This window comes from Vreelandella mediterranea, from assembly GCF_970647075.1.
In genome coordinates this window covers 287,973-313,878 of the sequence record NZ_OZ310198.1, presented here as the reverse complement: position 1 = coordinate 313,878, position 25,906 = coordinate 287,973, and the positions used below count along the sequence as shown (strand labels likewise).

Genomic DNA, 25,906 nt, shown 5'->3' with positions numbered 1-25,906 from the left:
CCCGAGTTCGCTATCGAAGCGTACTACGTACGGCTGCTCAGGCGAATGACTTTGCCCATGGTCAGCCCTTGCACGGCAATCGAGAAAATCACCACGCAGTAGGTCAACGTCAACGCCAGGTCGCGAAACTCGCTTGCGGGTAGTGACAGCGCCATGGCCACCGAAATACCGCCGCGCAGCCCGCCCCAGGTCAGAATCGGAATCGCACCTTTCGACTGATCCTTAAGCTTGCCAAGCGGGCCCAGGATACTGGCGACACACAGCAAACGCGTTCCCAGCACGATGACGATCGCAAGCCCTCCGGCCACCAGCCAGTCACGCTCGATCGGCAGCACCAGAAGCTCCAAACCGATCAGTAAAAACAGCACCACGTTGAGGATTTCATCGATCAGTTCCCAGAAGGTGTCGACGTTGTCGCGCGTTTTATCCGACATGGCGAACAAGCGTCCGTGGTTACCAATGAACAGGCCCGCGACCACCACGGCAATGGGCGCCGACAAGTGCAGGCTATCCGCCAGGGCGAACAGGCCCATCGCCAAGGCGAGAGTGATTAGCACCTCGACCTGGTAGTTATCGACCCGCTTGAGCATCTGGTAAACCAGATAACCCACGACTGACGCCAACAGCACCGCCCCGCCAACCTCTTTAAGGAGCAGCAAACCGATGGCGGCGATGTCGATAGAGGACTCGACCGGTACCTCTTCTCCGGCCGTCGCGCCCAGCCCGGAAAGGCCCAAAAGCACCAGAAAGACCACCACGCTTAGGCCATCGTTAAACAGCGACTCGCCGGCGATTTGATTTTCGAGCTGCCTGGAAACGCCGACGGATTTCATGATACCCACCACCGCGATGGGGTCGGTCGGTGAGATCAAGGCGCCGAACACCAGGGCATACAAAAAGGGCACGGGCAGCTCCAGCCACCCCAGCACCAGCCAGGTCAACGCGCCGATGATAAAGGTCGACATCACGTTACCCACTACGGCAAGCAGCGCGATGGTTAGCCACTCTTCTCGTAGGTGGTCGAACTTGACGTGTATGGCCGCGGCAAACAACAAAAAGGCCAACATGCCGTGCAGCACCACCTGATCGAAATCGATCCGCTCCACCAGCGCCGCTGCTTGGCCGTGCAGCCCCGCCGTGTAGGGCGTGACGATAATCAGCAAAAGCGACGACACCAGCGCCAGCAGCATGACACCAATGGTGGTGGGCAGCTTGATATAGCGATAGTTTAAGTAGCTCGAGACGGCGGCGAGCGTAATCAGTACGCTCACCAGGGAAAATAGACTCATCGGGACTCCTGATAGATAAAGCGGCGGTATCGATAGGGCGCGGCGGGCGGGCCCGGCACCTTTTAGGGGCGTTACTGTAGCCCTAAAACGCGCAACCCGCCGCAAGCAAGCGCTTGCGGCGGGCAGGCCGTAGAACCTCGGGCGACGTATCAGCCAATGGCAGGTACTCAGGGGATGCGATTTAGAAGCCGCCCTCGCCCTGAACCGGCTCGATGACGCTGGCCACGTGCCGGTTTTTGAGCACGTTCAGCGCCTGACGGGGCATTGACGACGCCTCAAAGCCCACCAACGCAGACGTACTTCAACTCGGTGAATTCTTCGAGGCCGTGGTGGGAGCCTTCGCGGCCAAGGCCGGACTCCTTCACGCCGCCAAACGGCGCCAGCTCGGTGGAAATCAGGCCTTCGTTGACGCCGACCATGCCATACTCGAGCGCCTCGAGGGTGTGCCAGATGCGCCGGTAGTCGGTGGCGTAGAAGTAGGCCGCCAGCCCAAACGGCGTATCGTTGGCCATTCGGATCGCCTCTTCATCCTGGGTGAAGCGGAACACTGGCGCGACCGGGCCAAAGGTTTCTTCATCGGCCACCGCCATCTCGGTGGTGACATCCGCCAGCACCGTGGGCGTGAAGAAGCGCTCGCCGGCCGCGTGGGCCTGGCCGCCGCACAGCACCCGGGCGCCCTTTTGCTGAGCATCGTCTACGTGGCGCTGCACTTTATCCACCGCGGCCTGGTTGATCAGCGGGCCGATGACGCTGTCCTCCTCAAGACCATCCCCCACCTTCAGGGCTTTTACCCGCTCGGTGAGCTTACTGATGAACGCATCGTAAATGCCGTCCTGGACCAGAAAGCGGTTGGTGCACACGCAGGTTTGCCCGGCGTTGCGGAATTTCGAGGCGATCGCGCCGTCCACGGCGGCGTCCACGTCCGCATCATCAAACACGATGAACGGCGCGTTGCCGCCCAGCTCCATGGCGGTTTTCTTCACCGTGCTGGCGCACTGGGCGAGCAGGCGCTTGCCCACCGGCGTGGAGCCGGTGAACGACACCTTGCGCACGCGGGAATCCGTAGTAAGCACCTCGCCCACGTCTGCCGGTTTCGAGGCCGTGACCACGTTGATGGTGCCGGCGGGCAGGCCGGCTTCCAGGCCCAGGTAAGCCGCGGCGAGTGCGGTGAGCGGCGTGGCTTCGGCGGGTTTGATCACCACGGTGCAGCCAGCGGCCAGCGCCGGGGCGCACTTGCGGGTGATCATCGCCAGCGGGAAGTTCCAGGGTGTGATAGCGGCGACCACGCCGACCGGCTCGCGTAGCACTAAAAGGCGCTTGTCGGCGCCGTGGCCCGGTAGGGTTTCGCCGGCCATGCGCTTGGCTTCCTCGGCAAAGAACTCGATGAACGAAGCGCCGTAGCCCACCTCGCCTTTGGCCTCGGTAAGCGGCTTGCCCTGCTCCAGGGTCATCAAGCGGGCCAGGTCGTCGGCGTGTTCATTGATCAGTTCGAACCAGCGACGCAGCACTTTGGAACGTTCCTTGACCGGGGTGGCCCGCCAAGCGGCGCCGGCATTGTAAGCGGCGGCCACGGCATCCGTAGTGTCATCGGCGCTCAATTCGGCCACCCGGGCGATGGTCTCGCCGGTGGCCGGGTTGTCGACAGCAAAGGTCTCTTTGCCCTTGCGCCACTCGCCGCCAATCAGCGCCGGTACGCTGTCGTTCAACCACTGTTCGATAAAGCCCATGAAGTCTCCTAAACGCTTGAAAAATTAAAGATCGCCGAGCATGTGCTGGTCGCTGTAGGCGCGCCCGTAGGTGCGCAGCGAATGGATATAAAGCGCCACGCCAAGCAGCGACCAGCCGGCGAAGATGACCCACTCGGCGCCGCTTAGCGCGGAGGGGCTGCCCGGCATGTACAAAAACGCCATGCCGACGGAGAGCAAAATCGCCAGCACGCCGCAGGGCAGCCCGAAGCTCACGCGAAACGGGCGCGGCATGTCCGGCTCGCGCAGGCGCAGCACGACGAAAGAAATCGCCACGAACAGGTAGGCGATCACGATGCCAAGCCCGCCGGCGTTGACGATCCAGACCAGCGCCGGGCGGCCGAAAAACGGCGCCAGACACGAGAGAAAGCCCATCAGGAAGATGGCGTTGGTCGGGGTTTTATAGCGCGGGTGCAATTTGGCGAACGCCTTGGGCAGCATGCCCGCGGTGGCCAGCGCGTAGATGGCGCGGGAGCCGCCAATGTAGAAGGAGTTCCAGCTGGTGATGATGCCCGCGATACCGGCCAGTACCATCAGGTTGCTCGCCCAGGGGGCGTTGAACAGCGCGCCCATGGCATCCGGCACGCTCAAGCTCGATCCCTCCAGCGCCACGTTATCCAGCGAAAGACTGGTGGCCAGAATGATCAGCGAGTACCACGCCACGGCCAGCAGTACGGAGACCATCAATACCTTGCCGATCGCTTTATAAGGCAGGTTGATCTCTTCGGCGGCCTGGGGGATGACGTCGAAGCCGACGAACAAAAACGGCACCATGACCAGCACCGTCACGATGCCGGCCATCACACCGGTCTCATTCGAAGCGAACAGCGGCGACATGTTCGCGGTATTGCCCTCGAATAAAGCGCCGGTAATGAACATCACGCCCACCAACAAAATCAAGCCGGTGACGACCTTTTGCAAAAGTGCGGCGGTGGTCACACCGAAGTAGTTGATCATCATCATGGCAAGCGAGCCACCCACGCCGACCGCGACCCAGGTCGCCTTGACCTCCCAACCGCCGATAGTCCACAGATGGCCCACGGCGTAGTCGGGCGCAATATGCTCGACCACGGTGGGAAGCGCCACGGCCTCGAACGCCACCACGCTCAAATAGCCCAGGATGATCGCCCAGGTGCATAAAAACGAGGCGCCGTGGCCCAGCGCCCGGTAGCTATAAACGTGTTCGCCGCCCACCTTGGGCATGGCCGAGGCAAGCTCGGCGTAGGTCAGCCCGACCAACAGGATCGCGATGCCGCCCAGGATAAACGCCAAAATGGCGCCGACGCTGCCAGCGGACTCAATAGCGGTGCCGGTCAGAACAATCCAGCCCCACCCGATCATGGCCCCGAAGGCCAGCGCCAGCACGTCCCCCCGTGCCAACACGCGAACAAGCTTTGCCTGTTCAGGAGTCGATGTCGTCATGTGCAAATATCCCAGCTGTGGTTGGTTGTTGTATGAGCGTGGCAGGTTGTTATTGAGCGCCGCAATGCAGACCCTGGCCGTGGGGCCAAGCCCTGGCATGGGCTTTACTACACGCTAGCAGGGCCGGCCAGCTACGCGAATGGACCACTTTCGGGTTTCACTGGACCACTTTGCGCTAATATGCGATAACGCCTCGACTTTAGGGCCACTACGCTTTTTACTCGCAAGCGTTGAAGGAGCGTCAATGGACTACGAGAAGATGCTCGCACAGTTAACCGCGCTCTTTCAGTCCCAGCCGGAGCGGCTCAACAAGCAGGTTCGTATCGAGCAGGCGCTGCGCCAGGCGATTACCCAGCACTGGCGCCAGGGTAGCCGCTTGCCGCCCCACCGGGCGCTTGCCAAAGCCGTTGGCTGCGCGCGCCAAACCCTGGCGCAGGCGGTCAATACGCTGCTTGGCGAAGGGCTTCTCAAAACCGCTCACGGCCAAGGCACCTGGGTTCGCCGGCATCCTCCTGCCCCGGCGCCCTCGACGCTTTCCACGCCGCTTTCAAAACGCGCAAGCCAGGTATTGAGCGCGCCGGGGTCGAGCAGTATTCAAAACGGCTCTTTCATGCCCGGCATTCCGGATATCGCCCAGTTCCCCATGCGCCGCTGGCGAAAGCTTTATGAAAGCGTCACGGTATCGCAAAACGCGCTGCTGCTTTCCTACTCCACCGGCGGGTTTGGGCCTTTAAAGCGCGCCATTCGCGATTTTTTGGCGCGCTGGCGCAACATCGACTGCGACGTGGACCAGATCATCATCACCGATGGCACCCATAACGGCATCGAGCTTTGCGCCATGGCGCTCACCGACGTGGGCGATACGGTGGTCATGGAATCGCCCTGCTACTGGGGGGCGCGCAACGTTTTCACCGCCGCCGGGCTCGATATCGACCTGCGGCCCTGGTATCCGGAGCACGGCTACGACTTCGACGGCGCATCGAAGCCCGTTGCCCTTGCCTACCTGACCGGCTCCCACCACTACCCGCTGAGCATGCCCGCGAGCGCCGTGCACAAGGAGCGCTTGTGCGCGGCGCTCGACCCCGCCTACGTGTTGGAGGACGATTACGAGTTCACGCGAGACGATCACCCTGAGCTTTTGTTCGAACCCGGCTCTTCGCGGCATTTGCTGGTAGGCTCGTTTTCCAAGATGATGTTTCCCGGCCTGCGCTTGGGGTACCTGGTGGTGCCCCGCCATCTGGCCGCGCCGATGAACCGGCTGCGCAGCGAGCTCTTTCGCGAAGGCCGCATGCTCGACCAGGCGGTACTCGCCCAGTTCATGTTCGATGGCAGCCTGGACAGCTGGTGCCGGCGTATACAGCGCGACTACCTGGGCCGACAGCAAGTCTTGCACGACCAGCTTTGCACACTGCCTCGGGTCGAGCGGGTATCGCCGCCCAGCAGCACCCTTAGCCTGTGCATCGAATTCGAGCCCGGCGTCGACGACGTGGCCATTGCCCAGGCGCTTTTTAAGGAGCACCTGATCGCGCGCCCGCTAAGCCCGGTGTGTGCCAAAGGGGACACCCGCTCGGGGCTGGTGATGGGCGTCGGCATGCTCTCCGGCGAAACGCTGACCCGGGAAGTGCAGCGCCTGCGCCACCGGCTGGCGGCGCTCTTGCGCTAAAGGTAGCCCCCCAACAACCGATAACACCGCATACGGATCAAACAGGAGACTTCATGCGCCACCCTAGCGGCTTTACCGGACACGCCCGGCGTCTTTGGGCACTGTGTGCCCTGCTCATGCTCTCGGGCTGCGCCACCTTCGCGCCCAACCCGCCGCAAAATCAAAGCAACGTGTGCGAAATCTTTCGCGAACAGCCCAGCTGGTACGACTACGCCCGCGACTCCGAAAACCAGTGGGGCACCCCGATTGCGACGCAAATGTCGTTCATTCAGCAGGAGTCCTCGTTTCGAAGCCACGTTCGGCCAGACCGTAAATACTACCTGGGCTTCATACCAGGCCCCCGCCCTTCTTCCGCCAAGGGCTACGCCCAGGCCCAGGACCCAGTATGGGGCGAGTACCGCGACCAGGCCGGTAGCCTGTTTGCCCGGCGTACCCACATGAAGCACGCCACGGACTTCATCGGCTGGTACAACGCCCGCACCCGCGCGCAAACCGGTATTTCGCTGAATAACCCGGAGCACCTCTACTACGCCTACCACGAAGGCGCCGGCGGCTATAAGCGCGGCACCTACCGAGGTAAGCCCCACGTGCTCCGCGCCGGGCGCCAGATCGCGGAACGATCGAGTCGCTATCAGGCCCAGCTCAACGCCTGCGAGGCGGAGTTTCAGTGCCGCAAGTTCTATCAGGTGTGGCCTTTCTGCCGCTAGGGACGTCGCATGACATTATTGATGGGCGCCGTGTTCGCCGGCGTTGTGTTTTTGACGTCGCTTTTGTCGGGCATTTTCGGCATGGCCGGCGGGCTGGTGCTTTTATGGTTTCTGCTGCTGGTGTTTCCCGCCGCTTCGGCCATGGCGGTTCACGGGGTCATTCAGCTCACCGCCAACGCCTCCCGCGCCTGGCTTTCGCGGCGTTTCATCAATTGGCGGGTGGTCGCGCTGATGGCCGCGGGCGTGGCCGGCGCGGCGGGGCTTTTGCTGCTTTTCGACTACAGCCCCAACGCCGCCACGGTATCGCTTTTGATCGGCCTGCTGCCGGTGCTGGTGTGGATGCCCAAGCGCTGGTTCTCGCTCAACGCCAACCGCGCAAGCCACGCCCTGGCGTGCGGTCTCGCCTCCGGGGGCTTGACCATTGCAGCGGGGGTGTCCGGCCCATTGATCGATATCTTCTTCGTGCGCTCGAACATGGACCGCCGCGAAGTCGTCGCCACCAAGGCGATGATTCAAGTAATCGCGCACAGTATCAAGATTCTCTTTTACCTGGGCTCGGCGCTGGCGCTTGGCGCCGGAGAGTGGGCCGTGGTGCTGCTCGCCACGCCCTTTGCGCTTTTGGGCACCCAAACCGGCACGCGCATTCTGCACCGGCTGACCGATGCCAACTTTCGCGCCTGGACCCGCTGGATCGTCACCGCCATCGGAGTGTTTTATCTGATCCAGGGGCTTTACCTGCTGGCGAGCTAGCCCAAGCCGCGCGTTTGACACCGACACGGGCGCACGCTATCTTTTTATCCAAATACAAATGAGAAACATTTTATTTTAATGAACCGCAATGGAGCGTCAGCATGAAAAGGTGGAGTGCCCCCCAGCAGCCGCGCCAACTTCGCCACACCGTGCTCTTTTTGCGCACCTCGTTCGAAGCGATGCAGAACGCCATCGTAGTGCGCCTCGAAGACCCGCTGCCCTGCTGGCTGGATACCCATACGCTCTCGATGCTCGCCAGTGAGCTCAAACATGCAAGCCACGCGGCCAAATCGAGCCTGCCGCCGGATGCCTTCACCCAGCTCTGCGTGGCCTCTACCCAGTGCGAGCTGTTGCTGAAACAGTGCCCCGGCGTTTTAAGCAGCGCCGTGTGCCACCGCCAGCTAGGCGCGATCGTCACTGCCCTTACGACCGCCCTTGTGTATATGGCCGCCCCCGCGCCTAAAAGACACTGGTTCTGGCCGTCCTGATACCGCGTTAGCCAGACACGCACCGTGCCACCGGGTGGGTATTTAACGCCCATGCACTATTCATTTTTTTCAGACACGCTCGAAACGGTTTTTCAGACACGCTCGAAACCGCGTCAGGATTAGCCCATCCAATAAGTGCATCGACCCTCATATAAAATCGTAATTGGCGCTTAGTAGTAAACTGGTCTATTCTCACCTGACACTATTTGATCGCAAGAAGGAGTTTGCTCATGGCGTTCGAGACACTACTCGCCCCTACCCAGCTTGGCAGCCTGCCACTTCCCAACCGGGTCATCATGGCGCCGCTCACCCGGGCGCGTACCCCGGACAGCGTCCCCGGTGAAATGCAGCAGGCCTACTATGGCCAGCGCGCCGGTTCGGGTTTGATTATCTCTGAGGCGACCAATATCTCGCCCACTGCGCGGGGCTATGTGTATACCCCGGGTATCTGGACCGACGAGCAAGAAGCCGGTTGGAAAAACGTCGTCGACGCGGTGCACGCCAAGGGCGGACGCATTGCCATGCAGCTCTGGCACGTTGGGCGCGTTTCTCACGAAATGGTTCAGCCCGAAGGTCAAGCACCGGTCGCGCCCAGCGCCTTGAAAGGTGAAGGCGCCCAGGCCTTTGTCGAGTTCGAGGATGGCAGCGCCGGCCAGCACCCTGCGAGCACGCCGCGAGCGCTCGAGACCGACGAGATTCCCGGCATCGTCGAGGATTACCGCCAGGCGGCCGTTCGCGCCAAGCGCGCAGGCTTTGACATGATCGAAGTCCACGCGGCGAACGCCTACCTGCTCAACCAGTTTCTGGCCACCGGCACCAACAAGCGTGACGACCAGTATGGCGGCTCGGTTGAAAACCGTGCGCGCTTCCCGCTGGAAGTCGTCGATGCCGTCATCGAGGTGTATGGCGCCGACCGCGTGGGTATCCGCCTGACGCCGTTCATCGAGATCTTCGGTCTGACCGACGCCGAGCCCAAGGAGATGTCTTTTTATCTGGCCGACGAGCTCGCCAAGCGCGGCCTTGCGTATATTCACTTGAACGAGCCCAACTGGGCCGGCGGTGACAATGAGTTCCCGGACGGTTTCCGCGAGCAGATGCGCGAGCGCTTCAACGGCAGCATTATCTACTGCGGCCACTACGACGCCGAAAAAGGCGAGGCGCTGATCAAGGGTGGTAACGGCGACCTGGTGGCCTATGGTCGTCCCTATATCGCCAACCCGGACCTGGCCGAGCGCTTCCGGGCCAACGCGGCGCTCAACGAGCCAAACCACGACACGTTCTACGGCGGCGATGAAAAAGGCTACACCGACTATCCGTTTATGGATAACGGCCATGACCGCCTCAAATAAGCGTCGCTTTATGATAGGTTATTGACGTTTATAAAACGTACTTGATTGATCCAAAGCACCACTCACGTGGTGCTTTTTTTATATCCTCCCGCCTGTAAAGCCTGCTATTTTCACCTACCTTATCGATAAGGTTTTAGGACGCCCATCGTCAAGGGTTGATTAAGAGCGTCCCTAATGTTGGTACCAGGCTCAGGGTGATAAAATGGACACTGTTTCCCTTCCCGTAGGATTTGCGCTTTTTTCGCTGCTTCTCGGCGTGGTCGCTATCGCGATTTTCGCTTATTGGGCGCTGACGAAAAAACGCCGCATCAAAGCACCCAGGGTCGCGCCGCCGACCCACCCGCCCCGTGCGCAAGCGTCTCAAACCGCCGCGCCCACGGCGCCCACCCCGGCGGCGAATAGAAAAAAACAGCACTCGCTGTTCGTCATTTTCGCCCAGCCAGATGTAACCACCGACGAGCGCCTGACCGAGTGGCTACGCGGCAAAAACGCCCGGTTCGACCCACTCAAGAAGGTGTTTTTGATCGACGGGCAAAAGCGTACCAACCCGATCGTCATCGCCAACGCCTTTCCCCCGGGGGAGATGCCGGACCTTTTGAGGGGCGAAACCGGCGGCACCATTCGTGGGGTCAGCTTGCTGGTCAAGCCGCCCATTCATCGGCGACGCAACCAGCAGATGCACGTTTACGTGGCGCTGGCCAAGGAGATGAACGACACCTTCAAGGGCGATATTCTCGATAGCGAACAAAACCCTGTCTCGGAAGTGACCTACCAACAAATACTGGGCGAAACCCAGTAGGGTTAGACGACGCCCTGGCTTTTCAGGTAGTCGTCGTAGCTGCCGCTGAAGTCGATGATTCCCTCGGGCTGCATATCCAGAATGCGCGTGGCCAAACTCGACACGAACTCCCGGTCGTGGCTGACGAAAAAGAGCGTACCGGGGTAGTTCTCGAGGGCCAGGTTGAGCGCCTCGATGGACTCCATGTCCAGGTGATTGGTGGGCTCGTCCATCAGCAATACGTTGGGGTTGGTCAGGGTCAACTTGCCAAACAGCATCCGCCCCTGCTCGCCGCCGGAAATCACCTTCACCGACTTGCCGATATCGTCGCTCGAGAAGAGCATGCGGCCAAGCGCACCGCGCACCACCTGCTCGCCGCCTTGCGTCCACTGGCCCATCCACTCGAACAGGGTGGCATCCTCGGCGAAGTCCGCCGCGTGGTCCTGGGCGAACACGCCAAGCTCGGCGGCGTCGGTCCACTTTACCTCGCCGCTATCGGGTGCGAAATCGCCGGACAGGGTCTTCAAAAGTGTGGTCTTGCCGATGCCGTTGGGGCCGATGATGGCTACGCGCTCGCCGGCTTCGACCCCCATGGAGAAGCGCTCGAACAGCGGCTTGTTGCCATCATAGCCTTTGGTGATCGCCTCGACGTTCAGCGCATTACGGTGAATCTTTTTGTTCTGCTCGAAGCGAATGAACGGGCTGACCCGGCTGGAAGGCTTGATGTCCTCGAGCTTGATCTTGTCGATCTGGCGCGCCCGGGAGGTGGCCTGTTTGGCCTTGGAGGCGTTCGCCGAGAAGCGGCTGACGAACTGCTGAAGTTCGGCGATCTGGGCTTTTTTCTTGGCGTTGTCCGCGTGCTGGCGCTCGCGGGCGGCGGTGGCCGCGGTCATGTAGTCGTCGTAGTTGCCCGGGAACAGGGTAATCTCGCCGTAGTCCAGGTCCGCCATGTGAGTGCAGACGCTGTTCAGGAAGTGGCGATCGTGGGAGATGATCACCATGGTGCTGCTGCGCGCCTTGAGCATGTCTTCCAGCCAGCGGATGGTGTTGATATCCAGGTGGTTGGTCGGCTCGTCGAGAAGCAAAACGTCCGGATCGGAGAACAGCGCCTGGGCGAGCAGCACGCGCAGTTTCCAGCCCGGCGCTACCTCGCTCATGGGGCCGAAGTGCTGCTCGATGGGGATGCCCAGGCCCAGCAGCAGCTCGCCGGCGCGCGCCTCGGCGGTGTAGCCGTCGAGCTCGGCAAAGCGCACCTCGAGATCCGCCACGGCCATGCCGTCCTCTTCGCTCATTTCGGCCATCGAGTAGATGCGCTCGCGCTCTGCCGCGACTCTCCAGAGCTCAGCATTGCCCATGACGACGGTGTCGATCACGCGCTCGTTTTCGAACGCGAACTGATCCTGGCGCAGCTTACCCAAGCGCGTGCTGCTATCGAGCATCACCTGGCCGGCGGAAGGCTCGAGCTCGCCGCCGAGAATCTTCATGAAGGTCGACTTGCCGCAGCCGTTGGCACCGATCAACCCGTAACGGTTACCGTTGTTGAATTTGACCGAGACGTTTTCAAACAGGGGCTTGGCCCCGAACTGCATGGTGATATTGGCGGTGGCGATCAAGAGGAGCCCCTGGTTGATGATGAGTGCACACGTGCGCGCATTAAAGGCTCGCGATTCTACGCGCTCTCACCGCGTCTGGCACTACCGTAACGCGCCCAGCACGCTTTAGGGCAGCGTTAGCAAAACCCGGCCTTCATCCAGCGCCTGACGCAGCCGCGTGTGCAGGATCGCCACGATGCCTTCGTGCTCACCGGCCAACTGTGTGGTGACCACCTTGAGGTTTGGATGGCGCGCCTGGGCGGCGCGGCAGATCTCGGCGATATCGCCGTCTTCCCCGGCATGGCGCCCGGGGGAGAGGAATAAAAGCGCCACCACCACGGTGGCACTATTAAACCTATCGCTTTTTAAAAGATGCTCCAAAAGCGGCTCGTTGAAGCGGTATTCGTCGCCTTCGCGGCGCTCCATGGAGGCCGGCGCCACGCAGGCGGCACGCTCGCCCAGCACCGCGCCGAGCTGGCCCGCCAGGCGGTTACGCACCGCGGTGACCTCGAAGATCGGGCTGCCGTGATCCACCAGCACCACGCTGGGTGGGGCGCCTTCGGGCATTGTCTGGAGGACGTTATCGGCCAATAAATGCGCCAAGCGCAGGTCGTTGTCGCCCTGCTCGTCCACCAGCGGCAGCGCAACGCGCACCCGTACGTTTGGAAAGCGCGCTTGCAGCTCGCCCATGCGTTTGGGCAGGTAGTCGGTCAGCGCACGGCTTGCGCCGAAGAAAAACGGCAGCACGATGATCTCGCGGGCCCCCGCCTCGGCGCTTCGTTCGGCGGCCGGGCCCAGCGTCTGCGCCGCTACGCCGCCGAGCGCCTCGGCATCCACCTTGTTGGAGTGCAATAGCGAGGCGGGCTGGACCGTCTCGCCCAGCCGTTCGCTGAGTGCCCCCGCCACCCGGCGCAGGTTGAGCGTTGCCGCCGGGCGCAGCGAGCCGTTATCGACCAGGAAAATCGCGCGCATGAAAGCCTCCCAAAGAGCGTTTCAGGCCATGTTACCATGGCCGTTTACCGACTTTTTGTGGCGATTTCATGTTGATAGATACCACCGCCGTTAACCAAAGCCGCCGCCCCTTCGATGACAACGGTGACATCTGGCTATTCGGTTATGGCTCGCTGATCTGGAAGGCGGACTTCCCCTTTCTGGAGCGGCGAAGCGCCTTTATCGAAGGCTTCGAGCGCCGCTTCTGGCAGGGCTCCCACGACCACCGCGGAACACCTAGCGCGCCTGGCCGGGTAGCCACCCTGGTACCGGTAGAAGGCGCGGTCTGTCACGGTATGGCCTACCGAATTACCGAGGAGACCCTGGCACCGCTCGATCATCGGGAAAAAAACGGCTACCTGCGCGAAATCACCCCACTGCACTTTGCAGATGGCGGCGAGGTCCAGGGACTTGTCTATATGGCGACCGACGATAACCCGGCGTTTTTGGGCCCCGCGCCGCTTGACGCCATGGCGCGCCAAATTGCCGCCGCGGTGGGCCCCAGCGGCCCCAACCGCGACTACCTGGTCAATCTTGCCCAGGCACTGCGCGAGCTGAACGTAGAAGATGCGCATATCTTCGCGCTGGAGGAGCAGCTCAAACGATTTTGAGACTACCAGTAACGCGGGTAACGGCGGTGGCGAGCCAGGTTATTGACCAGTATCGCCACGACCAGCATGACCACGCAGCCCATGCCGATCGGCAACAGCGGATACCACCACCCCATCTGGTGCACACTGCTCCCGCCGCCGACCGCGATCAACGCCGCCGCAGCGCCAGGCGGATGCACCGTATGAGTCAGTTGCATGACCAGAATGGAGAGCGACACCGCCAGCGCCATGGAGACCGGCGTAGCACCCAGTACCTGGTAGCAGGCAACGCCCACCCCGGCTGAGAGAACGCTGCCAAACAGCACATGGCTTGGCTGGGCGAAGGGGCTTTCCGGGGCGGCGTAGATCAGCACCGAGGTCGCGCCGAACGACCCCACGATCAAAAGCTGCTGGCTAAGCCACTCGGCGCTGAGCCAGCAAATCAGGGCCATACCGCAGAAAGCCCCGATCCAGGACCAGAGTGCATCCTGCCAGCCTACCCGGGCACGTTTGAAAGGCTCCCCGCGCATTTTGCCTAAATACGTTTTCATCACACTCACGCACGCACTAAATGAGTGCGAATAATCGCAAAATGTACTCAATAAGCAAGTGGTGATTGATCAAGATCGAATGAATTTCATTCAACCAGACCCGACACTACATCATCAGCCACGAGAGGATGAAAAGCGCGATCAAGGTTTGCACGATACCGCCAATGATCGAACCGCGCAGAAACGACTTGATGCCGCCCCATAGAATCAGCAGACCAATGATCAGCACGGCAATGCTGAAAAAGGAGTCGTTGATACCAAGTGAACGGGTCAGGCCATCGATGAAGTCGCCAAACGCGCCGAAGAAGTTGCCAAAAATGCCCAGCAGGAACTCCACCACCACGCGAATTGCATCGCCGATGGCCTCGCCTACTCCGTCGAAAAATCCGTTTGCCTGCATGCGCGTCGTCTCACGTGGAAAGAAGTCCGGCATTGTCGGTTAAAACGTTTATCAGGGCAAAGCAAAGTGCCCGGCGGTCTATAAACGACCCGCGGCCCTGATTTCACGCTTGGCCGCAGCGGAAACCATTGGGCAGGTCTTTCCGAACGCGCTCACATCAGGCTACATTGGGGTAGCACGATCAACGTTAATAGCCACAAGGAGATTGGGACGATGCCTAGCGTTTTGATTACCGGCGCCACGTCGGGCTTTGGCCGGGCCGCCGCCTACCGCTTTGCCAAGGCGGGCTGGTCATTGATTTTGACCGGGCGCCGTGAAGAGCGTTTGAAAGCGCTCGAAAGCGAGCTTGGCGATCAGGTCAGCGTACTCACGCTGACGCTGGACGTGCGCGATAGCGACGCCGTTACCCGCGAGCTTGGCAATCTGCCGGAGGCGTTTTTACCGCTGACGTGCCTGGTCAATAACGCAGGGCTTGCGCTAGCACCGGGGCCGGCGCAGAACGCCGATTTAAAAGACTGGCATACCATGATCGACACCAATATTACCGGGTTGGTCAACGTCACCCATGCAGCGCTTCCGCTTTTGATCGGTCACGGCGAAGGGGCGAGCATTTTGAACCTGGGTTCGGTGGCCGGGCACTGGCCCTACCCGGGTGGGCACGTGTACGGGGCGTCGAAGGCATTCGTCGAGCAGTTTAGCTATAACCTGCGCTGCGACTTGCTGGGGACCGGCGTGCGCGTCACCGACTTGGCGCCGGGCATGGCGGAAACCGAGTTTACGCTGGTGCGCAACAAGGGCGATCAGGAAGCCTCGGATAAGCTCTATCGTGGCACGAACCCGTTGCAGGCCGAGGATATTGCCGAACAACTCTTTTATCTGGCCACGCTGCCCGCGCATATCAATATCAACCGTCTCGAGATCATGCCGGTACGTCAGGCGTGGTCCCCGTTTGCCGTGGACCGCGATAAGGACTGATTAGTAGCGGACCCGATTACGCCCTTGCTCCTTGGCCTGGTAAAGGGCGTTATCGGCGCGTTTCATCACGCTTTTTTGCGATTCGTTCAGGCGTGCCTCAATGACCCCCAGGCTGACCGTCACGCTGCCCACTTGGGGGAAGCGCGTCTGTTGTATACAGCAGCGGATCTTTTCCGCCAGCTGTACCGCCTGTTCGAGGGAGGTTTCCGGGGCCAGAATCATGAATTCTTCGCCGCCCCAACGGGCGCAGTGGTCCACTTTACGCAGGTTGTTTCTCAGTAACCTGCCAAGCCTTGCCAGCACCTGGTCGCCTACGTCATGGCCGTGGCTGTCGTTGATCGTCTTGAAAAAGTCGATATCGAGCATGATCAGTGAGAAAGAGCGCACGTAACGGTTGAGCCGGTTGATCTCTTTTTTAAGCAGCTGGTCGAAGCGGGCGCGGTTATAAAGCCCAGTCAACGTGTCGGTGGTGGCAAGGCGCTCGAGTTCGGCCTCTTTTTCGACACGTTTGGAAATATCGCGTTGGACCAGTACCAGCACACGCTCGGTGTAGCCGGGCATGGTAATCGCCGTAACGCGCCACTCGATCAGTACGCTCGGCTTGCCCGCACTTAGCGTGCTCTTATCGAGCCCGGAAAGCGAGTAACCATCGCCTACTTCCCCCTTGGCCAACGCACAACTTAGCTTACGCAGAAGCTTTCGGTTGTCGATATCGTGACTCACGATTTTAGGCGATGCACCCAGCCACTGCTTGCGCACCCCGCCCCAAAACCGCGTGTACTCATCGCTGGCATCCAGAATATGCAAGCCCATGCTATCCGGCCGGCCACCCAAAATGGCGATGGCCTGGCGGTTGGGCTCCATAACAAGAGGGGTTGGCGTTACCAGAGGTTCCAGCATGTATTCTCGTCCAATGAATCATGATTGAGCAGCGTCCTTCACTACCCTCTCAAGCCGTGAAGAAGCTGGCAGCCGCAGGAGGGCTCTTTTCAATTACACTATGATACACTTTTTAACCGATATCGCTGATATCCCACACTATTAAACAAATAAATTACACAATAAAAACAGTTCCTTCACTTTTTAGGGGGCGGCGGGGCAGCTGAATCCATCGCCCGCTTGCGGCGCATCTGGAGGCTATGACACCCGCAAACGCCGGCACGTTCTAAAAAAAAGCGCGCTTTTCTCTTGGTCGCTACCCAAAAAACGCCCCCAGGCGCTTGAGCGTCAGGGGGCGTTGGGGTGGTTTTGTCAGCACTGCTGTTTGGTTAGTGGGCGAGCATTTCCGATACGATTTCGTCGCTATCCATCGCGCTGGGGTAGTAGGTTGGCCAGTTCGTCACCTCTTCCAGCAGGGCTTCGCGGTCATCGCCCCAGTAGAGGTGGAAGTGATGTGCCTGGACCGGATAAATATCGTGGTCGCTGAACTGGATATAGCGCGGCATGCTATCGGTGTCCTCGTTTTCAAAGATAAACCGAACGCCGCGATTGCCCGCCTCGTATTCCAGAATCTCGTAACCGTCGTATTGATACTCGGCGCTGCGCTCTTCACCGTTTTCATAAAACGTGATGGTGTTGCCATCGATCACGATGCGCTCGACCTCGGTTTCATAACCGATGTCGTAGTAATCGGCATACTCCTCGGCGGTTTTGTCACCGTTTTCAGCCTTGTGCTCGAACACCGGCGCCAGCGAGCCATCCTGTAGATAGGGATAAACGGACTGCCAATCGCCTTCCCAGTCGGTCAGCGGGCGATCTTCTACCTGTTCATCATCGAAGTAGCCGGCGTAAATATCGCTGTCGTGATCGTGGGAATGCGAATGGTCATGGCCGTGATCGTGATCGTGATCGTGATCGTGATCGTGGCCATGGTCGTGCTCATGATCGTGAGAGTGCTCATGATCATGGGAGTGTGAGTGATCCTCTTGCTCGGCATGCGCGCCCTGCAAACCGGCCAGCAGCAGCGAACCCGCGGCGACCGCCCCTAGTGTCTTGCCTGAAAAACGTGACATATACGCTCCTGTTTTTAAACCAAATGTAACCCGAGGGTTTGTTTTGAGCCTGATGGAGACCCCTTAAAACAATGATATAACATATCAATAAAAAGCAGGATTCGCCAATGGTATTGGTCGCTTTTTTAATCCTGGTAGTGACCGTTTTATCGCGCTAATTTAAGCGGGTAGGCGCCTACATGGCCGGGGATAACAAGGATCGAACATGCTTTATATACTGAGTTTGCTGGGCGGCATCGCGCTTTTAACGCTGGGCGGTGAAGGGCTCGTTCGCGGTGCGGTCGCCGGCGCCGAGCGCCTCGGCGTCTCGGCACTTTTTACCGGTCTGGTGATCGTCGGCTTTGGCACGTCCATGCCGGAGCTCATGGTGTCGATCAACGCCGCGCTCGGGCAACAGCCCGATATCGCCATTGGTAACGTAGTGGGCAGTAATATCGGCAACGTGCTGCTGATTCTGGGTCTGTGTGCGCTTATATTCCCGCTTACCGCCAAGCGTGAAGTGCTCAAGCGCGATGGCCTGGTCATGCTGCTCGCCACGTTTTTATTCATCGCGCTGGGCTTGAGCGGCGAACTTGGCCGGTTGGATGCAATACTGCTGCTAGCTGGGCTTGCCGCCTACCTCGTTTGGGCGTACCTGGGCGAGCGTCAAGCGAGCGGTGGGGCCGAGCTCGCCCAGGCTCCGACACCCCCACCACCGGCCAAGCGACCTACCTCGACCCTGTGGATTCTCGCCAGCCTCGCCGGCGGGCTCGCGCTGTTGGTTGGCGGCTCTCAACTGCTGCTTTACGGCGCCGTGGGCATCGCCCAGGCGGCGGGGCTCTCCGAGGCGGTCATCGGGCTGACCGTGGTGGCAGTGGGCACTTCATTGCCCGAGCTTGCGGTGTCGCTGGTGGCCGCTCTTCGCCGCCACGCCGATGTAGCGGTGGGTAACATTCTGGGCAGTAACATCTTCAACCTGTTGGGTATTCTGGGTATATCGGCATTTTTACAGCCGCTTACGCTGGTCGAGCGCATGGCGGCGTTCGACCAGTGGGTCATGCTGGGCGCGGCGGTCGTGCTGGTGATATTTCTCTACACCGGGCGGCGCCTTTCCCGAACGGAAGGGGCACTGCTGCTGGCAGCCTATGTGGCCTACGTAGCGGCAAGCTTTACGCTTTTGGCATAATGATGCGCCCCCAGCCAACGAAAGGAGCCGCCCGTGCGTTTGGGCACATTAGGACCAGAGAGCAGCAACCACGCGCTGATCGCCCAGCGCTACCTGGCACACCACGCCCCAGCGGGCCAGAGCGTCTACTTTGACATCTTCGAGCGTGCCTTCACCGCACTTTTAAACGGTGAGATTACCCACCTGCTGCAATGCACCGCTCACGCAAGCCACGCCGAGTGCGTGAGCCGCACCATGCACCGCGCCTTTCCGGTGGACACATTCATTGCCGGCTCCCACCCGCTGGCGTTGGTGGTGCGCCGCGACGTCGAAAGCCCCGCGCGGGTGGCGCTTCAAGCGGCTACTCGTTACTACACCGATTTGAGCGCCTTTGCCGAGGTACGGGAATGGCCGACCACCGCCGCCGTTGCCCAGGCGCTGCTGGAAGGCGAAGAGGTGGCGGGCATTTGCGCCGAGGCAGTGGCGCTTAACGCGCCAGAGACGCTGCGCGTTGCGCGCTCACTAGGCCCGGCGCTGGATAGCTGGGTGGTCTACGCAACCACCCCGCTTGGAAAGGATTCGCCGCTGTGGCTACACGAGAAAGATCGCCGCGGCGCCTAACAGTACCAGCGGCACCCGCCACCAGGCCACGCGCCGGGCGATCACGCCAAACGAGATCAGCGCCAGGCCCACCGCCACCTTGAACGCGATGAGCACCGCCTGGGCGGGGTCGACGGCAAGGCCGATGATAGCTGGGTTGGCCACCATGGCCAGCGGAATGATGTAGAGGCCGATACCCAGCGCCATTGCCTTCAAGGCAACCTTGAGCCAGTTCTCCCCCACCATGCCCGCAGCGATGAACACCCCACCGCACACCGGCGGCGTAATCGTGGACAACAGCGCAAACCAGAACACGAACAGGTGGGCCAGCAGCGGCGAAAGGCCCAGTGAGGTCAGCGCCGGCCCCGCCACCGACACGCAAATGACGTAGGCGGCGGTGGTGGGCACTTCCATACCCAGAATCAAACAGGCCAAAGCGGTGAGCAAAAGCGCGGGCCAGAGCATATCGCCGGAAAGCGACAAAATGCCCGAGGTGATTTTCACCCCCAGCCCGGTCAGCGAAAGCACACCGATCACCAGCGAGGCGCAGACGATGATCGACCCGATCACGGCGATCTGGCGCCCGGCGGTGAGGGCCGCCTCGCTCAAACGCTGGCCAAACCCGGCCAGCGAGAAGCGCAAGCGAACGTTGAACAAAAGCAGCGCCATGCCCGCGAAAATCGCGATACTTGCCGCGTACTGTGGGGTATAGCCGCCGTTGAAAATACGCTCCAAAAGCAGCACGAAGGGCACCGCGAAAAACAGCGAGGTAATCAGCACCTCTTTCGCCGCCGGGCGCTCGCTGGCCGCCACGGGCTTGAGATCGTAACGGGTCGCATAGGCGTTGATGCCCACCCAAACGGTCAGAAAATAGAGCACCGCGGGCAGGGCCGCCGCCGCCATGATCAGGGTATAGGGTGTGCCGGTCAGCTCGACCATGACGAAGGCGCCGGCCCCCATCAAGGGCGGCATGATCTGCCCGCCGGAAGACGCCACCGCTTCGACCGCGCCGGCCAGCGAACGCGGGTAGCCCAGCCGCACCATCGAGGGAATGGTGATTGCGCCGGTCGAAGCCACGTTGGCCGAGGCGGACCCGGAAATCGAGCCCATCAGCGCCGAGGAGATCACCGAGACCTTCGCCCCGCCGCCGGTCAGCCGCCCGGCAAGGGCGCCCGCCAGGTTCATGAAGCCCCGGCCCGCCTCGCCTGCGTTGAGCACCGCACCGAAAATGACGAAGATCGCCACCACGCCGACGCTAACCCCGGTAAGCGATCCCCAAAGACCGCCTTCGGCGATGGTGAGCGTGCCCACCATGCTGGGTAAGGGAATCCCTGCGTGGCCGAACGTGCCAGGAATGTACTCACCGAAGACGCCGTACATCAGCGCCAGCAACGCTACCAGCGGCAGCGGCCAGCCAATCGCGCGGCGGGCGGCCTCCAGGGCGAGAAAGATCAAGAACACGCCGATGGCCATCTGAAGCGGCGTATCGATGAAGCCGTACTGGTAAGCCAACGCCTGCTCGTTGAGCGCGATATAGGCACACGCCGCCACACCCAGAAGCGTCAGCAACCCGCCGCTTAGCCGCTGAAAGCGGGTGCGTGCCATATATACCAGCACCCAGGGCAGCAAAAGCGCCATGTGCAGCGGCCGGCTGACCAGCGCCGGGGCCAAACCGTAAAAAATGAGTCCAAGGTGAAAAATAACGCTTGTCGCGCCCAGGGCCACCCACCCCTTCGCCCAAGGGCTTGTCTTGGGCGCGGGCGTTTCTGAAAGAGCCTGCATCGGATATGCCTATCAACACAAACGCACTACAGCGGCCAAGCCGCTGTAGTGCGTATCAGGAAAATAAAGGGGATTAACGCAGTGCGTCGGGCACGTCGATACCGGCTTCATCGTAATAGCGCAGCGCCCCGGGGTGCAGCGGCGTTGTTAGGTTTTCTAAAAGCGCCGGGGTGATGCTGCCCCACCAGGCGGCTTCTTCGGCCATGGCGTCGCGGCGCTCCCAGAAGGTTTTGGTCAGCGTGTAGGCGGTGTCGTCGTCCATTTGCTCGGTGGTAAAGGCCATGACCGGCAGCGACGTGGTGTTGACGTCTTCATCCACGCCGGGATAGGTACCGCCGGGAATCAATTGCGCCGTCGCGCCGGTTTGCTCGATCTGCTCGTCGGTAAGCGATACCAGCGTGATCGGCATGCTGGCGGCGATTTCGATCACGTTGGGCGTCGGGAAGGAGCTTGCGGTCACGAAGGCATCGATCTGGCCGTTTTTAAGCGCATCCGGACCGCTGCCCAGCGCCGCATCTGCCACGCGAATGTCGTTTTCAAGGCCGAACAGCTCGAAATAGCGCTGCGCTTCCCGGGCGCCAAAGGTGCCGCGGCCGATCAACACGTGCTTACCCGCCAGCTCGTCGAACGACGCCGTCCCCTGGTCGTCGGCCAGCACGAAGTGCATGGTAATGGAAGGGATCGGGAAAAGGCCGCGAATTTCCTGTAGGCGCGGGCCCTGGCGCTGAGCAAAAGGCCCCTCGCCCGCCATCGCCTGCTCGACGAGCGTCGGCGGCGTAGTGAACACATAATTGCCCTGGCGCGCCATCACTTCCATGACGTTTTGTACCGAGCCCTGGCTCTCCTCGAGCGTCAGGATGATGTCATCCTGGGTACCTTCGCGGATCGCTTCGGAAAGCTCGACGCCCATTTGATAATAAGCGGTTCCCGCCGAAGACGATTTATAGGTGATCCGGGTTTCCGCCTGAGCGGCAAAGGATAAAGCACTCAAGGCGAGCAACGTGGCCGATACACTCAGTGCGCGGCGAAGTGAGCAAGTAAAATGGCGCATGGGGTGTCCTCGTTGGGGTCAGCTCTCGATAGAGATCTCTTGATGGCCAGCCCGCGAGGCCGGCGCGGCTAACATACCATGACTTGACGCTCGAGACAGCTACAGCCCGCGCGTACCCCGCGCCAGCGCCTGAGCTGAGCCATGGTGTCATGACCATAGTGCCATACGGTCTTGTCGACTGGCGGCTTATCGAAACCCGTTTACAGTGCGTTTCGACTAACGGATAAGAGCATTAAGAGATATGCCACTTATGGGTGATATTGGCTATTAGCGAAACGGTTAATTTACTAAAAAAAGATGCATTAAACCAACTTAATACAAACTTCGTTCGTTTTAATTCCGTATTACGATAAAAGCTCAATTGTTAAACTTGGCAGGACTTTTTCGCTCTCTTTAAACTCACAGGAACTTGCTCTCATGCTAACGCTGCATCAAGCCCCACGCCAGCCGAGACCCTCTCGCCGCTGGCTTTTTTGGTTGTCACTAGTGCTTTTTTGTTTGGCTCCTTCCGCGTTTGCGGTGACCGGCGATCTCGACCTGACCACCTCGATAGTGGGTTTTTTTGCGCTGGGCGTGTTCGTACTGGCCTATGCACTGGTCATGGCCGAAGAAAAGATTCACATGCGCAAATCCAAGCCGGTGCTGGTCGCCGCGGGCATCATCTGGGGACTCATTGGCTGGGTATACGTTCAAAACGGGCTATCAGAGGCGTCGGAGTACGCGTTTCGGATGACCCTTTTGGAGTTTACCGAGCTAATGCTGTTTTTGCTGGTGGCCATGACCTACATCAACGCCATGGAAGAGCGCCGTATATTCGATGCACTACGCTGCTGGATGCTGCGTAAAGGGTTCAATTACCGCACGCTGTTTTGGTTGACCGGGGGGCTTGCCTTCGTGCTCTCGCCCATTGCCGACAACCTGACCACCGCGCTTTTGATGTGCGCGGTCATTACCAAGGTCGCCGAAGGCGACCGGCGTTTCATCAACCTGGCGTGTATCAATATCGTGGTGGCCGCCAACGCCGGTGGCGCGTTCAGCCCTTTTGGCGATATCACCACGCTCATGGTGTGGCAGGCCGGGCTCATCGAGTTCCAGGACTTCTTCATTCTCTTCGTGCCGGCGCTGGTCAACTTCCTGGTTCCCGCGCTGATCATGAGCGCCTTCATCAAGAACCAAAAGCCGGGCAGCGTTTACGAGGAGGTCGCCTTGAAACGCGGCGCGCGGCGTATCGTTGCGCTGTTTTTGCTCACCATTACCACCGCCGTGCTGTGTCATACGCTTTTACACCTGCCCCCGGTGCTGGGCATGATGACCGGTCTTGGCTACCTGCAGTTTTTCGGCTTTTACCTGCGCAAAAGCTTACCCAAGTCGCTTGCGCGCAAGCGCGAACGTTACAGCCGCCGGGGCGACAATAAAAAGCTCGAGCAGTTGGGTAGCGTGGTGCCTTTCGATGTTTTCAACCGCGTGGCAAGGGCCGAGTGGGACACGCTGCTGTTCTTCTACGGGGTGGTGATGTGCGTGGGGGGCCTTGGCTTCATGGGCTATCTGGGGCTTTTGTCCGAGGCGCTCTATACCGGCTGGAACCCGACCTGGGCCAACGTGGTGCTCGGCGTGGTCTCGGCGGTGGTGGACAACATTCCGGTGATGTTCGCCGTGCTGACCATGCAGCCGGAGATGGCGCACGGCCAGTGGCTATTGATTACGCTGACCGCCGGAGTCGGGGGCAGCCTGCTTTCGATTGGCTCGGCGGCGGGGGTCGCGGTGATGGGCCAGGCGCGCGGGTCGTATACCTTCATGGGGCACCTTCGCTGGACGCCGGTGATCCTGCTTGGCTACGTAGCGAGTATTCTGGTCCACCTGTGGCTCAACGCGGGTAGCTTCGGCCCGGCCAGCTAGCTCTACCCCCGGCGCCACTCCCAAGGCGCCGGGGCAATCGTCTAACGCTCGAGTATATCCAAAGGCCCGGCGCGTTCGATCACGCGCTGCCAGGTCGGGTCGCTTTCGATGCGTTGGGCGTAGGCGTCGATGCTCGGATACGCCTCCAGCGAGCGCGTGCCCTTCAGCGCCAGAATGGGAAAGCTCATCTGCACATCCGCGCCGCTTGGCCACTGGCCGCCGAAGTTGCCGTGCTTTGCCAGGTGCGCTTCCATGAACGCCACGTGCTGGTCGAGCTGCGGGTCGATAAAGCGCTCGCGCACCGTAGAGCTTATGCCCTTGGCCACGGGCCGCACCAGGGCCGGTGACTGTTTGGGAATCATGCTAAAGACCAGGCTCATCAGCAGAAGCGGCATCAAGGAGCCTTCGGCGTAGTGCAGCCAGTAACGATAATCGACCCAGTCATTGAGCGCGTCGGTATCCGGCTTGAAACGCCCGTTGCCGTAGCGCTCGATCAGGTAATCGATAATCGCGCCAGACTCGGCAATGACCAGCTCGCCGTCGGTAATCACCGGCGATTTGCCCAGCGGATGCACGTCCTTGAGCTCTTTGGGTGCCTGCTGGGTTTTGGGGTTGCGCTTATAAACGCGAATCTCGTACTCGAGTTCCAAAAGCTCTAAAAGCCAGATAACCCGGTGGGAGCGCGATTTCTCGAGATGGTGTACGTGGATCATGGCCCTTCCCTGTCGTCGATGGCGGTATTGCCTGCTGCTATCGTCTGGCCGGGCTTGCCAGCCAGACGTCATCCATTACAGCTTGGCCTGGGAGCGGTAGCTTTGCCACCAGCGCGAAAGCATCTCCCGCGGCGGCCACTTGCCCTGAAGCCAGGGCCGGAGCAGTCGGGTCGAGAGCGGAATAAAGATAAACACCATGACCGGAGTGAGCGCTAGCGTGCTGACCAGCACACGGGGCACCAGCGCCCAATCGGCCAAAAAAGCACCAAACAGCGCCTGAAACACCAGCGAAATGGGAAAGAACGCCAGCCACACGGCCACTGCTTGCTTCCAGCGCGGCGGCGGCTCGCCCCCATCCATTTGAAACCAGGCGCCAAGCCCTGTGGCGCGCTGTTCGATCGGGGCATCGTAAAGCCCCTTGCCCCGCTTGAGCCAGCCGCCCCGCGAGGCCGAATGCTGCCAGGCGTTGAGCGTTTGGTGGCTACTAAAGCGAAAAACGATTTGATACTCGTCGTCGCCCTTGGGCGGCGCCAATACGCCGGAGCCCAGGTAGCCGGGGAAATCCGCCGCCAGGTCACGGCCTTCGTTCAACCAGCGGTTAAAGTCCTGATAGCGGCCGTCGGCCACGCGGCGGGCCACCATCAAGGTAACGGGTGAGGCAGACATGGGTTATCTCCTGATCAATGAAGCAGCTTGCCGGGTAGGCCGCTGCCAGCCGCCGGGGCGGGTAAGCCCTGGGCGAGCGTCTCATTATAGAGGCAATATGCGTGCCAGTGGAGTCTAAACCCGGGATTTAATGGTGGATGGGCGTCGAGCGCTCACCGCGCTGAAAAGCCCGTACGCGCTGGTAGATGGCAATGGCCTCGGCAACGGCCAGCTCTTCGTCCTCCGAAAGCCAAAGTGCCTCCGTGGGGTGGTGTTCATCGGCAAGCAGCGCGTTCACATCGCGCCGGTGGCGCTCCAACAACACCTCCAGCGCCAGGCGCAAGCGATACACCTCCAGTGTAAAGTGCTCTTTTTGCTCTTTACGCCTTATCACCTCGAACGGGTCGCTGGCGCTTTCGATCAAACTTTCGAGCGTATTGAACACCAGTTTTTCCGCGAGGTTCAGGTTGGGAATAACGCCAAGCACCAACTCCCCGAGGGTTGTCGTTACTGCCTTTTGGGAGTGCATTTAAAATCACCTTCGAACAAAAACGATACGACTAAAACGACCTTCTTCGGTAAAGATCAGCCTAAAAACGCCGTGAACACCGTCCTGGTCCACTACGCGACGAAGCGCTTCAGCGGGAAACACGACCCAGCGGCCATCGAGACTGCGTGCCCGTACATTGTTATAGCGCCCTTCGTAGTGCGCCAGGCACTCACGCTGGGTCAGGTTAAGGATAACATCGATAGAGGGCATGATCGGGGCTTCAA

26 protein-coding genes are annotated in these 25,906 nt (G+C 60.6%); 11 read left to right on the top strand and 15 right to left on the bottom strand.

Annotated features, from left to right (window positions below):
• Nucleotides 1-23: 23 nt before the first annotated feature.
• The 3 genes from ACWFVE_RS01555 to ACWFVE_RS01545 form a co-directional block, all read right to left on the bottom strand.
• The gene (locus tag ACWFVE_RS01555; RefSeq protein WP_447527541.1) at nt 24-1,289 is read right to left on the bottom strand and encodes a cation:proton antiporter; all 1,266 of its coding nucleotides are present in this window, start codon (nt 1,287-1,289) and stop codon (nt 24-26) included.
• A gap of 275 nt (nt 1,290-1,564) precedes the next feature.
• A complete protein-coding gene (locus ACWFVE_RS01550; protein ID WP_447527540.1) occupies nt 1,565-3,016 on the bottom strand; it encodes an NAD-dependent succinate-semialdehyde dehydrogenase in 1,452 nt (483 codons plus the stop codon).
• Between the two features lie 24 nt (nt 3,017-3,040).
• Entirely contained in the window at nt 3,041-4,456 is a 1,416-nt protein-coding gene (locus tag ACWFVE_RS01545; RefSeq protein ID WP_447527539.1) for an APC family permease, read from the bottom strand.
• Between the two features lie 244 nt (nt 4,457-4,700).
• On the opposite strand from ACWFVE_RS01545, the gene ACWFVE_RS01540 reads away from it, so the two are divergent.
• The 6 genes from ACWFVE_RS01540 to ACWFVE_RS01515 all read left to right on the top strand — a co-directional run bounded on the left by ACWFVE_RS01540 (nt 4,701) and on the right by ACWFVE_RS01515 (nt 10,212).
• A complete protein-coding gene (locus ACWFVE_RS01540; RefSeq protein ID WP_447527538.1) occupies nt 4,701-6,119 on the top strand; it encodes an aminotransferase-like domain-containing protein in 1,419 nt (472 codons plus the stop codon).
• 53 nt (nt 6,120-6,172) lie between these two features.
• The gene (locus tag ACWFVE_RS01535) at nt 6,173-6,826 is read left to right on the top strand and encodes a transglycosylase SLT domain-containing protein (RefSeq protein ID WP_447527537.1); all 654 of its coding nucleotides are present in this window, start codon (nt 6,173-6,175) and stop codon (nt 6,824-6,826) included.
• Nucleotides 6,827-6,835: 9 nt separating this feature from the next.
• Nucleotides 6,836-7,576, top strand: a complete 741-nt coding sequence (locus ACWFVE_RS01530) for a TSUP family transporter (protein ID WP_447527536.1) — start codon at nt 6,836-6,838, stop codon at nt 7,574-7,576.
• Nucleotides 7,577-7,677: 101 nt separating this feature from the next.
• Entirely contained in the window at nt 7,678-8,064 is a 387-nt protein-coding gene (locus ACWFVE_RS01525; protein WP_447527535.1) for a hypothetical protein, read from the top strand.
• A gap of 230 nt (nt 8,065-8,294) precedes the next feature.
• Nucleotides 8,295-9,413, top strand: coding sequence for an alkene reductase (locus ACWFVE_RS01520; protein WP_447527534.1), 1,119 nt, complete (start codon nt 8,295-8,297; stop codon nt 9,411-9,413).
• A 202-nt stretch (nt 9,414-9,615) separates the two neighbouring features.
• Nucleotides 9,616-10,212 carry a cell division protein ZipA C-terminal FtsZ-binding domain-containing protein gene (locus ACWFVE_RS01515; RefSeq protein ID WP_447527533.1) on the top strand — a complete coding sequence of 199 codons (597 nt, stop codon included), beginning with the start codon at nt 9,616-9,618 and terminating at the stop codon, nt 10,210-10,212.
• Nucleotides 10,213-10,214: 2 nt separating this feature from the next.
• On the opposite strand, the gene ACWFVE_RS01510 is transcribed toward ACWFVE_RS01515, so the two are convergent.
• Both ACWFVE_RS01510 and ACWFVE_RS01505 read right to left on the bottom strand, forming a co-directional pair.
• The gene (locus tag ACWFVE_RS01510; RefSeq protein WP_447527532.1) at nt 10,215-11,804 is read right to left on the bottom strand and encodes an ABC-F family ATPase; all 1,590 of its coding nucleotides are present in this window, start codon (nt 11,802-11,804) and stop codon (nt 10,215-10,217) included.
• 105 nt (nt 11,805-11,909) lie between these two features.
• Nucleotides 11,910-12,755, bottom strand: coding sequence for a sirohydrochlorin chelatase (locus ACWFVE_RS01505; protein ID WP_447527531.1), 846 nt, complete (start codon nt 12,753-12,755; stop codon nt 11,910-11,912).
• 68 nt (nt 12,756-12,823) lie between these two features.
• Here ACWFVE_RS01505 and ACWFVE_RS01500 point away from each other — a divergent pair, with 68 nt between their 5' ends.
• Complete coding sequence (locus ACWFVE_RS01500) at nt 12,824-13,384, top strand: gamma-glutamylcyclotransferase (protein WP_447527530.1); 561 nt, start codon at nt 12,824-12,826, stop codon at nt 13,382-13,384.
• A 2-nt stretch (nt 13,385-13,386) separates the two neighbouring features.
• Here ACWFVE_RS01500 and ACWFVE_RS01495 read toward each other — a convergent pair whose 3' ends face one another.
• Both ACWFVE_RS01495 and ACWFVE_RS01490 read right to left on the bottom strand, forming a co-directional pair.
• Nucleotides 13,387-13,914, bottom strand: coding sequence for an HPP family protein (locus ACWFVE_RS01495; protein ID WP_447527529.1), 528 nt, complete (start codon nt 13,912-13,914; stop codon nt 13,387-13,389).
• A gap of 106 nt (nt 13,915-14,020) precedes the next feature.
• Nucleotides 14,021-14,314 carry a hypothetical protein gene (locus tag ACWFVE_RS01490; RefSeq protein ID WP_447527528.1) on the bottom strand — a complete coding sequence of 98 codons (294 nt, stop codon included), beginning with the start codon at nt 14,312-14,314 and terminating at the stop codon, nt 14,021-14,023.
• A gap of 213 nt (nt 14,315-14,527) precedes the next feature.
• On the opposite strand from ACWFVE_RS01490, the gene ACWFVE_RS01485 reads away from it, so the two are divergent.
• Nucleotides 14,528-15,289, top strand: a complete 762-nt coding sequence (locus ACWFVE_RS01485; protein ID WP_447527527.1) for an SDR family NAD(P)-dependent oxidoreductase — start codon at nt 14,528-14,530, stop codon at nt 15,287-15,289.
• Here ACWFVE_RS01485 and ACWFVE_RS01480 read toward each other — a convergent pair whose 3' ends face one another.
• Both ACWFVE_RS01480 and ACWFVE_RS01475 read right to left on the bottom strand, forming a co-directional pair.
• Entirely contained in the window at nt 15,290-16,189 is a 900-nt protein-coding gene (locus ACWFVE_RS01480) for a GGDEF domain-containing protein (RefSeq protein WP_447527526.1), read from the bottom strand.
• Nucleotides 16,190-16,557: 368 nt separating this feature from the next.
• On the bottom strand, nt 16,558-17,301 hold the full coding sequence (locus tag ACWFVE_RS01475; protein ID WP_447527525.1) for a metal-binding protein ZinT: 744 nt from the start codon (nt 17,299-17,301) through the stop codon (nt 16,558-16,560).
• 205 nt (nt 17,302-17,506) lie between these two features.
• Between ACWFVE_RS01475 and ACWFVE_RS01470 the strand changes: the two genes are divergently transcribed.
• Together ACWFVE_RS01470 and ACWFVE_RS01465 are read left to right on the top strand one after the other, a co-directional pair.
• Complete coding sequence (locus tag ACWFVE_RS01470) at nt 17,507-18,466, top strand: calcium/sodium antiporter (RefSeq protein WP_447527524.1); 960 nt, start codon at nt 17,507-17,509, stop codon at nt 18,464-18,466.
• 33 nt (nt 18,467-18,499) lie between these two features.
• Nucleotides 18,500-19,066, top strand: a complete 567-nt coding sequence (locus tag ACWFVE_RS01465) for a hypothetical protein (protein WP_447527523.1) — start codon at nt 18,500-18,502, stop codon at nt 19,064-19,066.
• Here ACWFVE_RS01465 and ACWFVE_RS01460 read toward each other — a convergent pair.
• Both ACWFVE_RS01460 and ACWFVE_RS01455 read right to left on the bottom strand, forming a co-directional pair.
• Nucleotides 19,037-20,827 (bottom strand): TRAP transporter permease, encoded by a 1,791-nt coding sequence (locus ACWFVE_RS01460; RefSeq protein WP_447527522.1) that lies wholly within the window; start codon nt 20,825-20,827, stop codon nt 19,037-19,039. The two genes, ACWFVE_RS01465 and ACWFVE_RS01460, sit on opposite strands and share 30 nt — an antisense overlap.
• A 73-nt stretch (nt 20,828-20,900) precedes the next feature.
• Nucleotides 20,901-21,878 carry a TAXI family TRAP transporter solute-binding subunit gene (locus tag ACWFVE_RS01455; protein ID WP_447527521.1) on the bottom strand — a complete coding sequence of 326 codons (978 nt, stop codon included), beginning with the start codon at nt 21,876-21,878 and terminating at the stop codon, nt 20,901-20,903.
• Between the two features lie 417 nt (nt 21,879-22,295).
• On the opposite strand from ACWFVE_RS01455, the gene nhaD reads away from it, so the two are divergent.
• The gene (gene nhaD, locus ACWFVE_RS01450; protein ID WP_447527520.1) at nt 22,296-23,774 is read left to right on the top strand and encodes a sodium:proton antiporter NhaD; all 1,479 of its coding nucleotides are present in this window, start codon (nt 22,296-22,298) and stop codon (nt 23,772-23,774) included.
• 41 nt (nt 23,775-23,815) lie between these two features.
• Here nhaD and ACWFVE_RS01445 read toward each other — a convergent pair whose 3' ends face one another.
• The 4 genes from ACWFVE_RS01445 to ACWFVE_RS01430 all read right to left on the bottom strand — a co-directional run bounded on the left by ACWFVE_RS01445 (nt 23,816) and on the right by ACWFVE_RS01430 (nt 25,892).
• A complete protein-coding gene (locus ACWFVE_RS01445) occupies nt 23,816-24,487 on the bottom strand; it encodes a glutathione S-transferase (protein ID WP_447527519.1) in 672 nt (223 codons plus the stop codon).
• Nucleotides 24,488-24,562: 75 nt separating this feature from the next.
• Nucleotides 24,563-25,153 (bottom strand): antibiotic biosynthesis monooxygenase, encoded by a 591-nt coding sequence (locus ACWFVE_RS01440; RefSeq protein WP_447527518.1) that lies wholly within the window; start codon nt 25,151-25,153, stop codon nt 24,563-24,565.
• Nucleotides 25,154-25,280: 127 nt separating this feature from the next.
• Nucleotides 25,281-25,661: a hypothetical protein gene (locus tag ACWFVE_RS01435; RefSeq protein WP_447527517.1), complete on the bottom strand. Its 381-nt coding sequence runs from the start codon at nt 25,659-25,661 to the stop codon at nt 25,281-25,283.
• Between the two features lie 6 nt (nt 25,662-25,667).
• The gene (locus ACWFVE_RS01430; RefSeq protein ID WP_447530485.1) at nt 25,668-25,892 is read right to left on the bottom strand and encodes a DUF2835 family protein; all 225 of its coding nucleotides are present in this window, start codon (nt 25,890-25,892) and stop codon (nt 25,668-25,670) included.
• Nucleotides 25,893-25,906 lie beyond the last annotated feature (14 nt).

Coding starts and splice junctions, on each gene's coding strand:
- ACWFVE_RS01555 (WP_447527541.1), bottom strand. CDS start 1,289: ATGAGTCTATTTTCCCTGGTGAGCGTACTGATTACGCTCGCCGCCGTC.
- ACWFVE_RS01550 (WP_447527540.1), bottom strand. CDS start 3,016: ATGGGCTTTATCGAACAGTGGTTGAACGACAGCGTACCGGCGCTGATT.
- ACWFVE_RS01545 (WP_447527539.1), bottom strand. CDS start 4,456: ATGACGACATCGACTCCTGAACAGGCAAAGCTTGTTCGCGTGTTGGCA.
- ACWFVE_RS01540 (WP_447527538.1), top strand. CDS start 4,701: ATGGACTACGAGAAGATGCTCGCACAGTTAACCGCGCTCTTTCAGTCC.
- ACWFVE_RS01535 (WP_447527537.1), top strand. CDS start 6,173: ATGCGCCACCCTAGCGGCTTTACCGGACACGCCCGGCGTCTTTGGGCA.
- ACWFVE_RS01530 (WP_447527536.1), top strand. CDS start 6,836: ATGACATTATTGATGGGCGCCGTGTTCGCCGGCGTTGTGTTTTTGACG.
- ACWFVE_RS01525 (WP_447527535.1), top strand. CDS start 7,678: ATGAAAAGGTGGAGTGCCCCCCAGCAGCCGCGCCAACTTCGCCACACC.
- ACWFVE_RS01520 (WP_447527534.1), top strand. CDS start 8,295: ATGGCGTTCGAGACACTACTCGCCCCTACCCAGCTTGGCAGCCTGCCA.
- ACWFVE_RS01515 (WP_447527533.1), top strand. CDS start 9,616: ATGGACACTGTTTCCCTTCCCGTAGGATTTGCGCTTTTTTCGCTGCTT.
- ACWFVE_RS01505 (WP_447527531.1), bottom strand. CDS start 12,755: ATGCGCGCGATTTTCCTGGTCGATAACGGCTCGCTGCGCCCGGCGGCA.
- ACWFVE_RS01500 (WP_447527530.1), top strand. CDS start 12,824: ATGTTGATAGATACCACCGCCGTTAACCAAAGCCGCCGCCCCTTCGAT.
- ACWFVE_RS01495 (WP_447527529.1), bottom strand. CDS start 13,914: ATGAAAACGTATTTAGGCAAAATGCGCGGGGAGCCTTTCAAACGTGCC.
- ACWFVE_RS01490 (WP_447527528.1), bottom strand. CDS start 14,314: ATGCAGGCAAACGGATTTTTCGACGGAGTAGGCGAGGCCATCGGCGAT.
- ACWFVE_RS01485 (WP_447527527.1), top strand. CDS start 14,528: ATGCCTAGCGTTTTGATTACCGGCGCCACGTCGGGCTTTGGCCGGGCC.
- ACWFVE_RS01480 (WP_447527526.1), bottom strand. CDS start 16,189: ATGCTGGAACCTCTGGTAACGCCAACCCCTCTTGTTATGGAGCCCAAC.
- ACWFVE_RS01475 (WP_447527525.1), bottom strand. CDS start 17,301: ATGTCACGTTTTTCAGGCAAGACACTAGGGGCGGTCGCCGCGGGTTCG.
- ACWFVE_RS01470 (WP_447527524.1), top strand. CDS start 17,507: ATGCTTTATATACTGAGTTTGCTGGGCGGCATCGCGCTTTTAACGCTG.
- ACWFVE_RS01460 (WP_447527522.1), bottom strand. CDS start 20,827: ATGCAGGCTCTTTCAGAAACGCCCGCGCCCAAGACAAGCCCTTGGGCG.
- ACWFVE_RS01455 (WP_447527521.1), bottom strand. CDS start 21,878: ATGCGCCATTTTACTTGCTCACTTCGCCGCGCACTGAGTGTATCGGCC.
- nhaD (WP_447527520.1), top strand. CDS start 22,296: ATGCTAACGCTGCATCAAGCCCCACGCCAGCCGAGACCCTCTCGCCGC.
- ACWFVE_RS01445 (WP_447527519.1), bottom strand. CDS start 24,487: ATGATCCACGTACACCATCTCGAGAAATCGCGCTCCCACCGGGTTATC.
- ACWFVE_RS01440 (WP_447527518.1), bottom strand. CDS start 25,153: ATGTCTGCCTCACCCGTTACCTTGATGGTGGCCCGCCGCGTGGCCGAC.
- ACWFVE_RS01435 (WP_447527517.1), bottom strand. CDS start 25,661: ATGCACTCCCAAAAGGCAGTAACGACAACCCTCGGGGAGTTGGTGCTT.
- ACWFVE_RS01430 (WP_447530485.1), bottom strand. CDS start 25,892: ATGCCCTCTATCGATGTTATCCTTAACCTGACCCAGCGTGAGTGCCTG.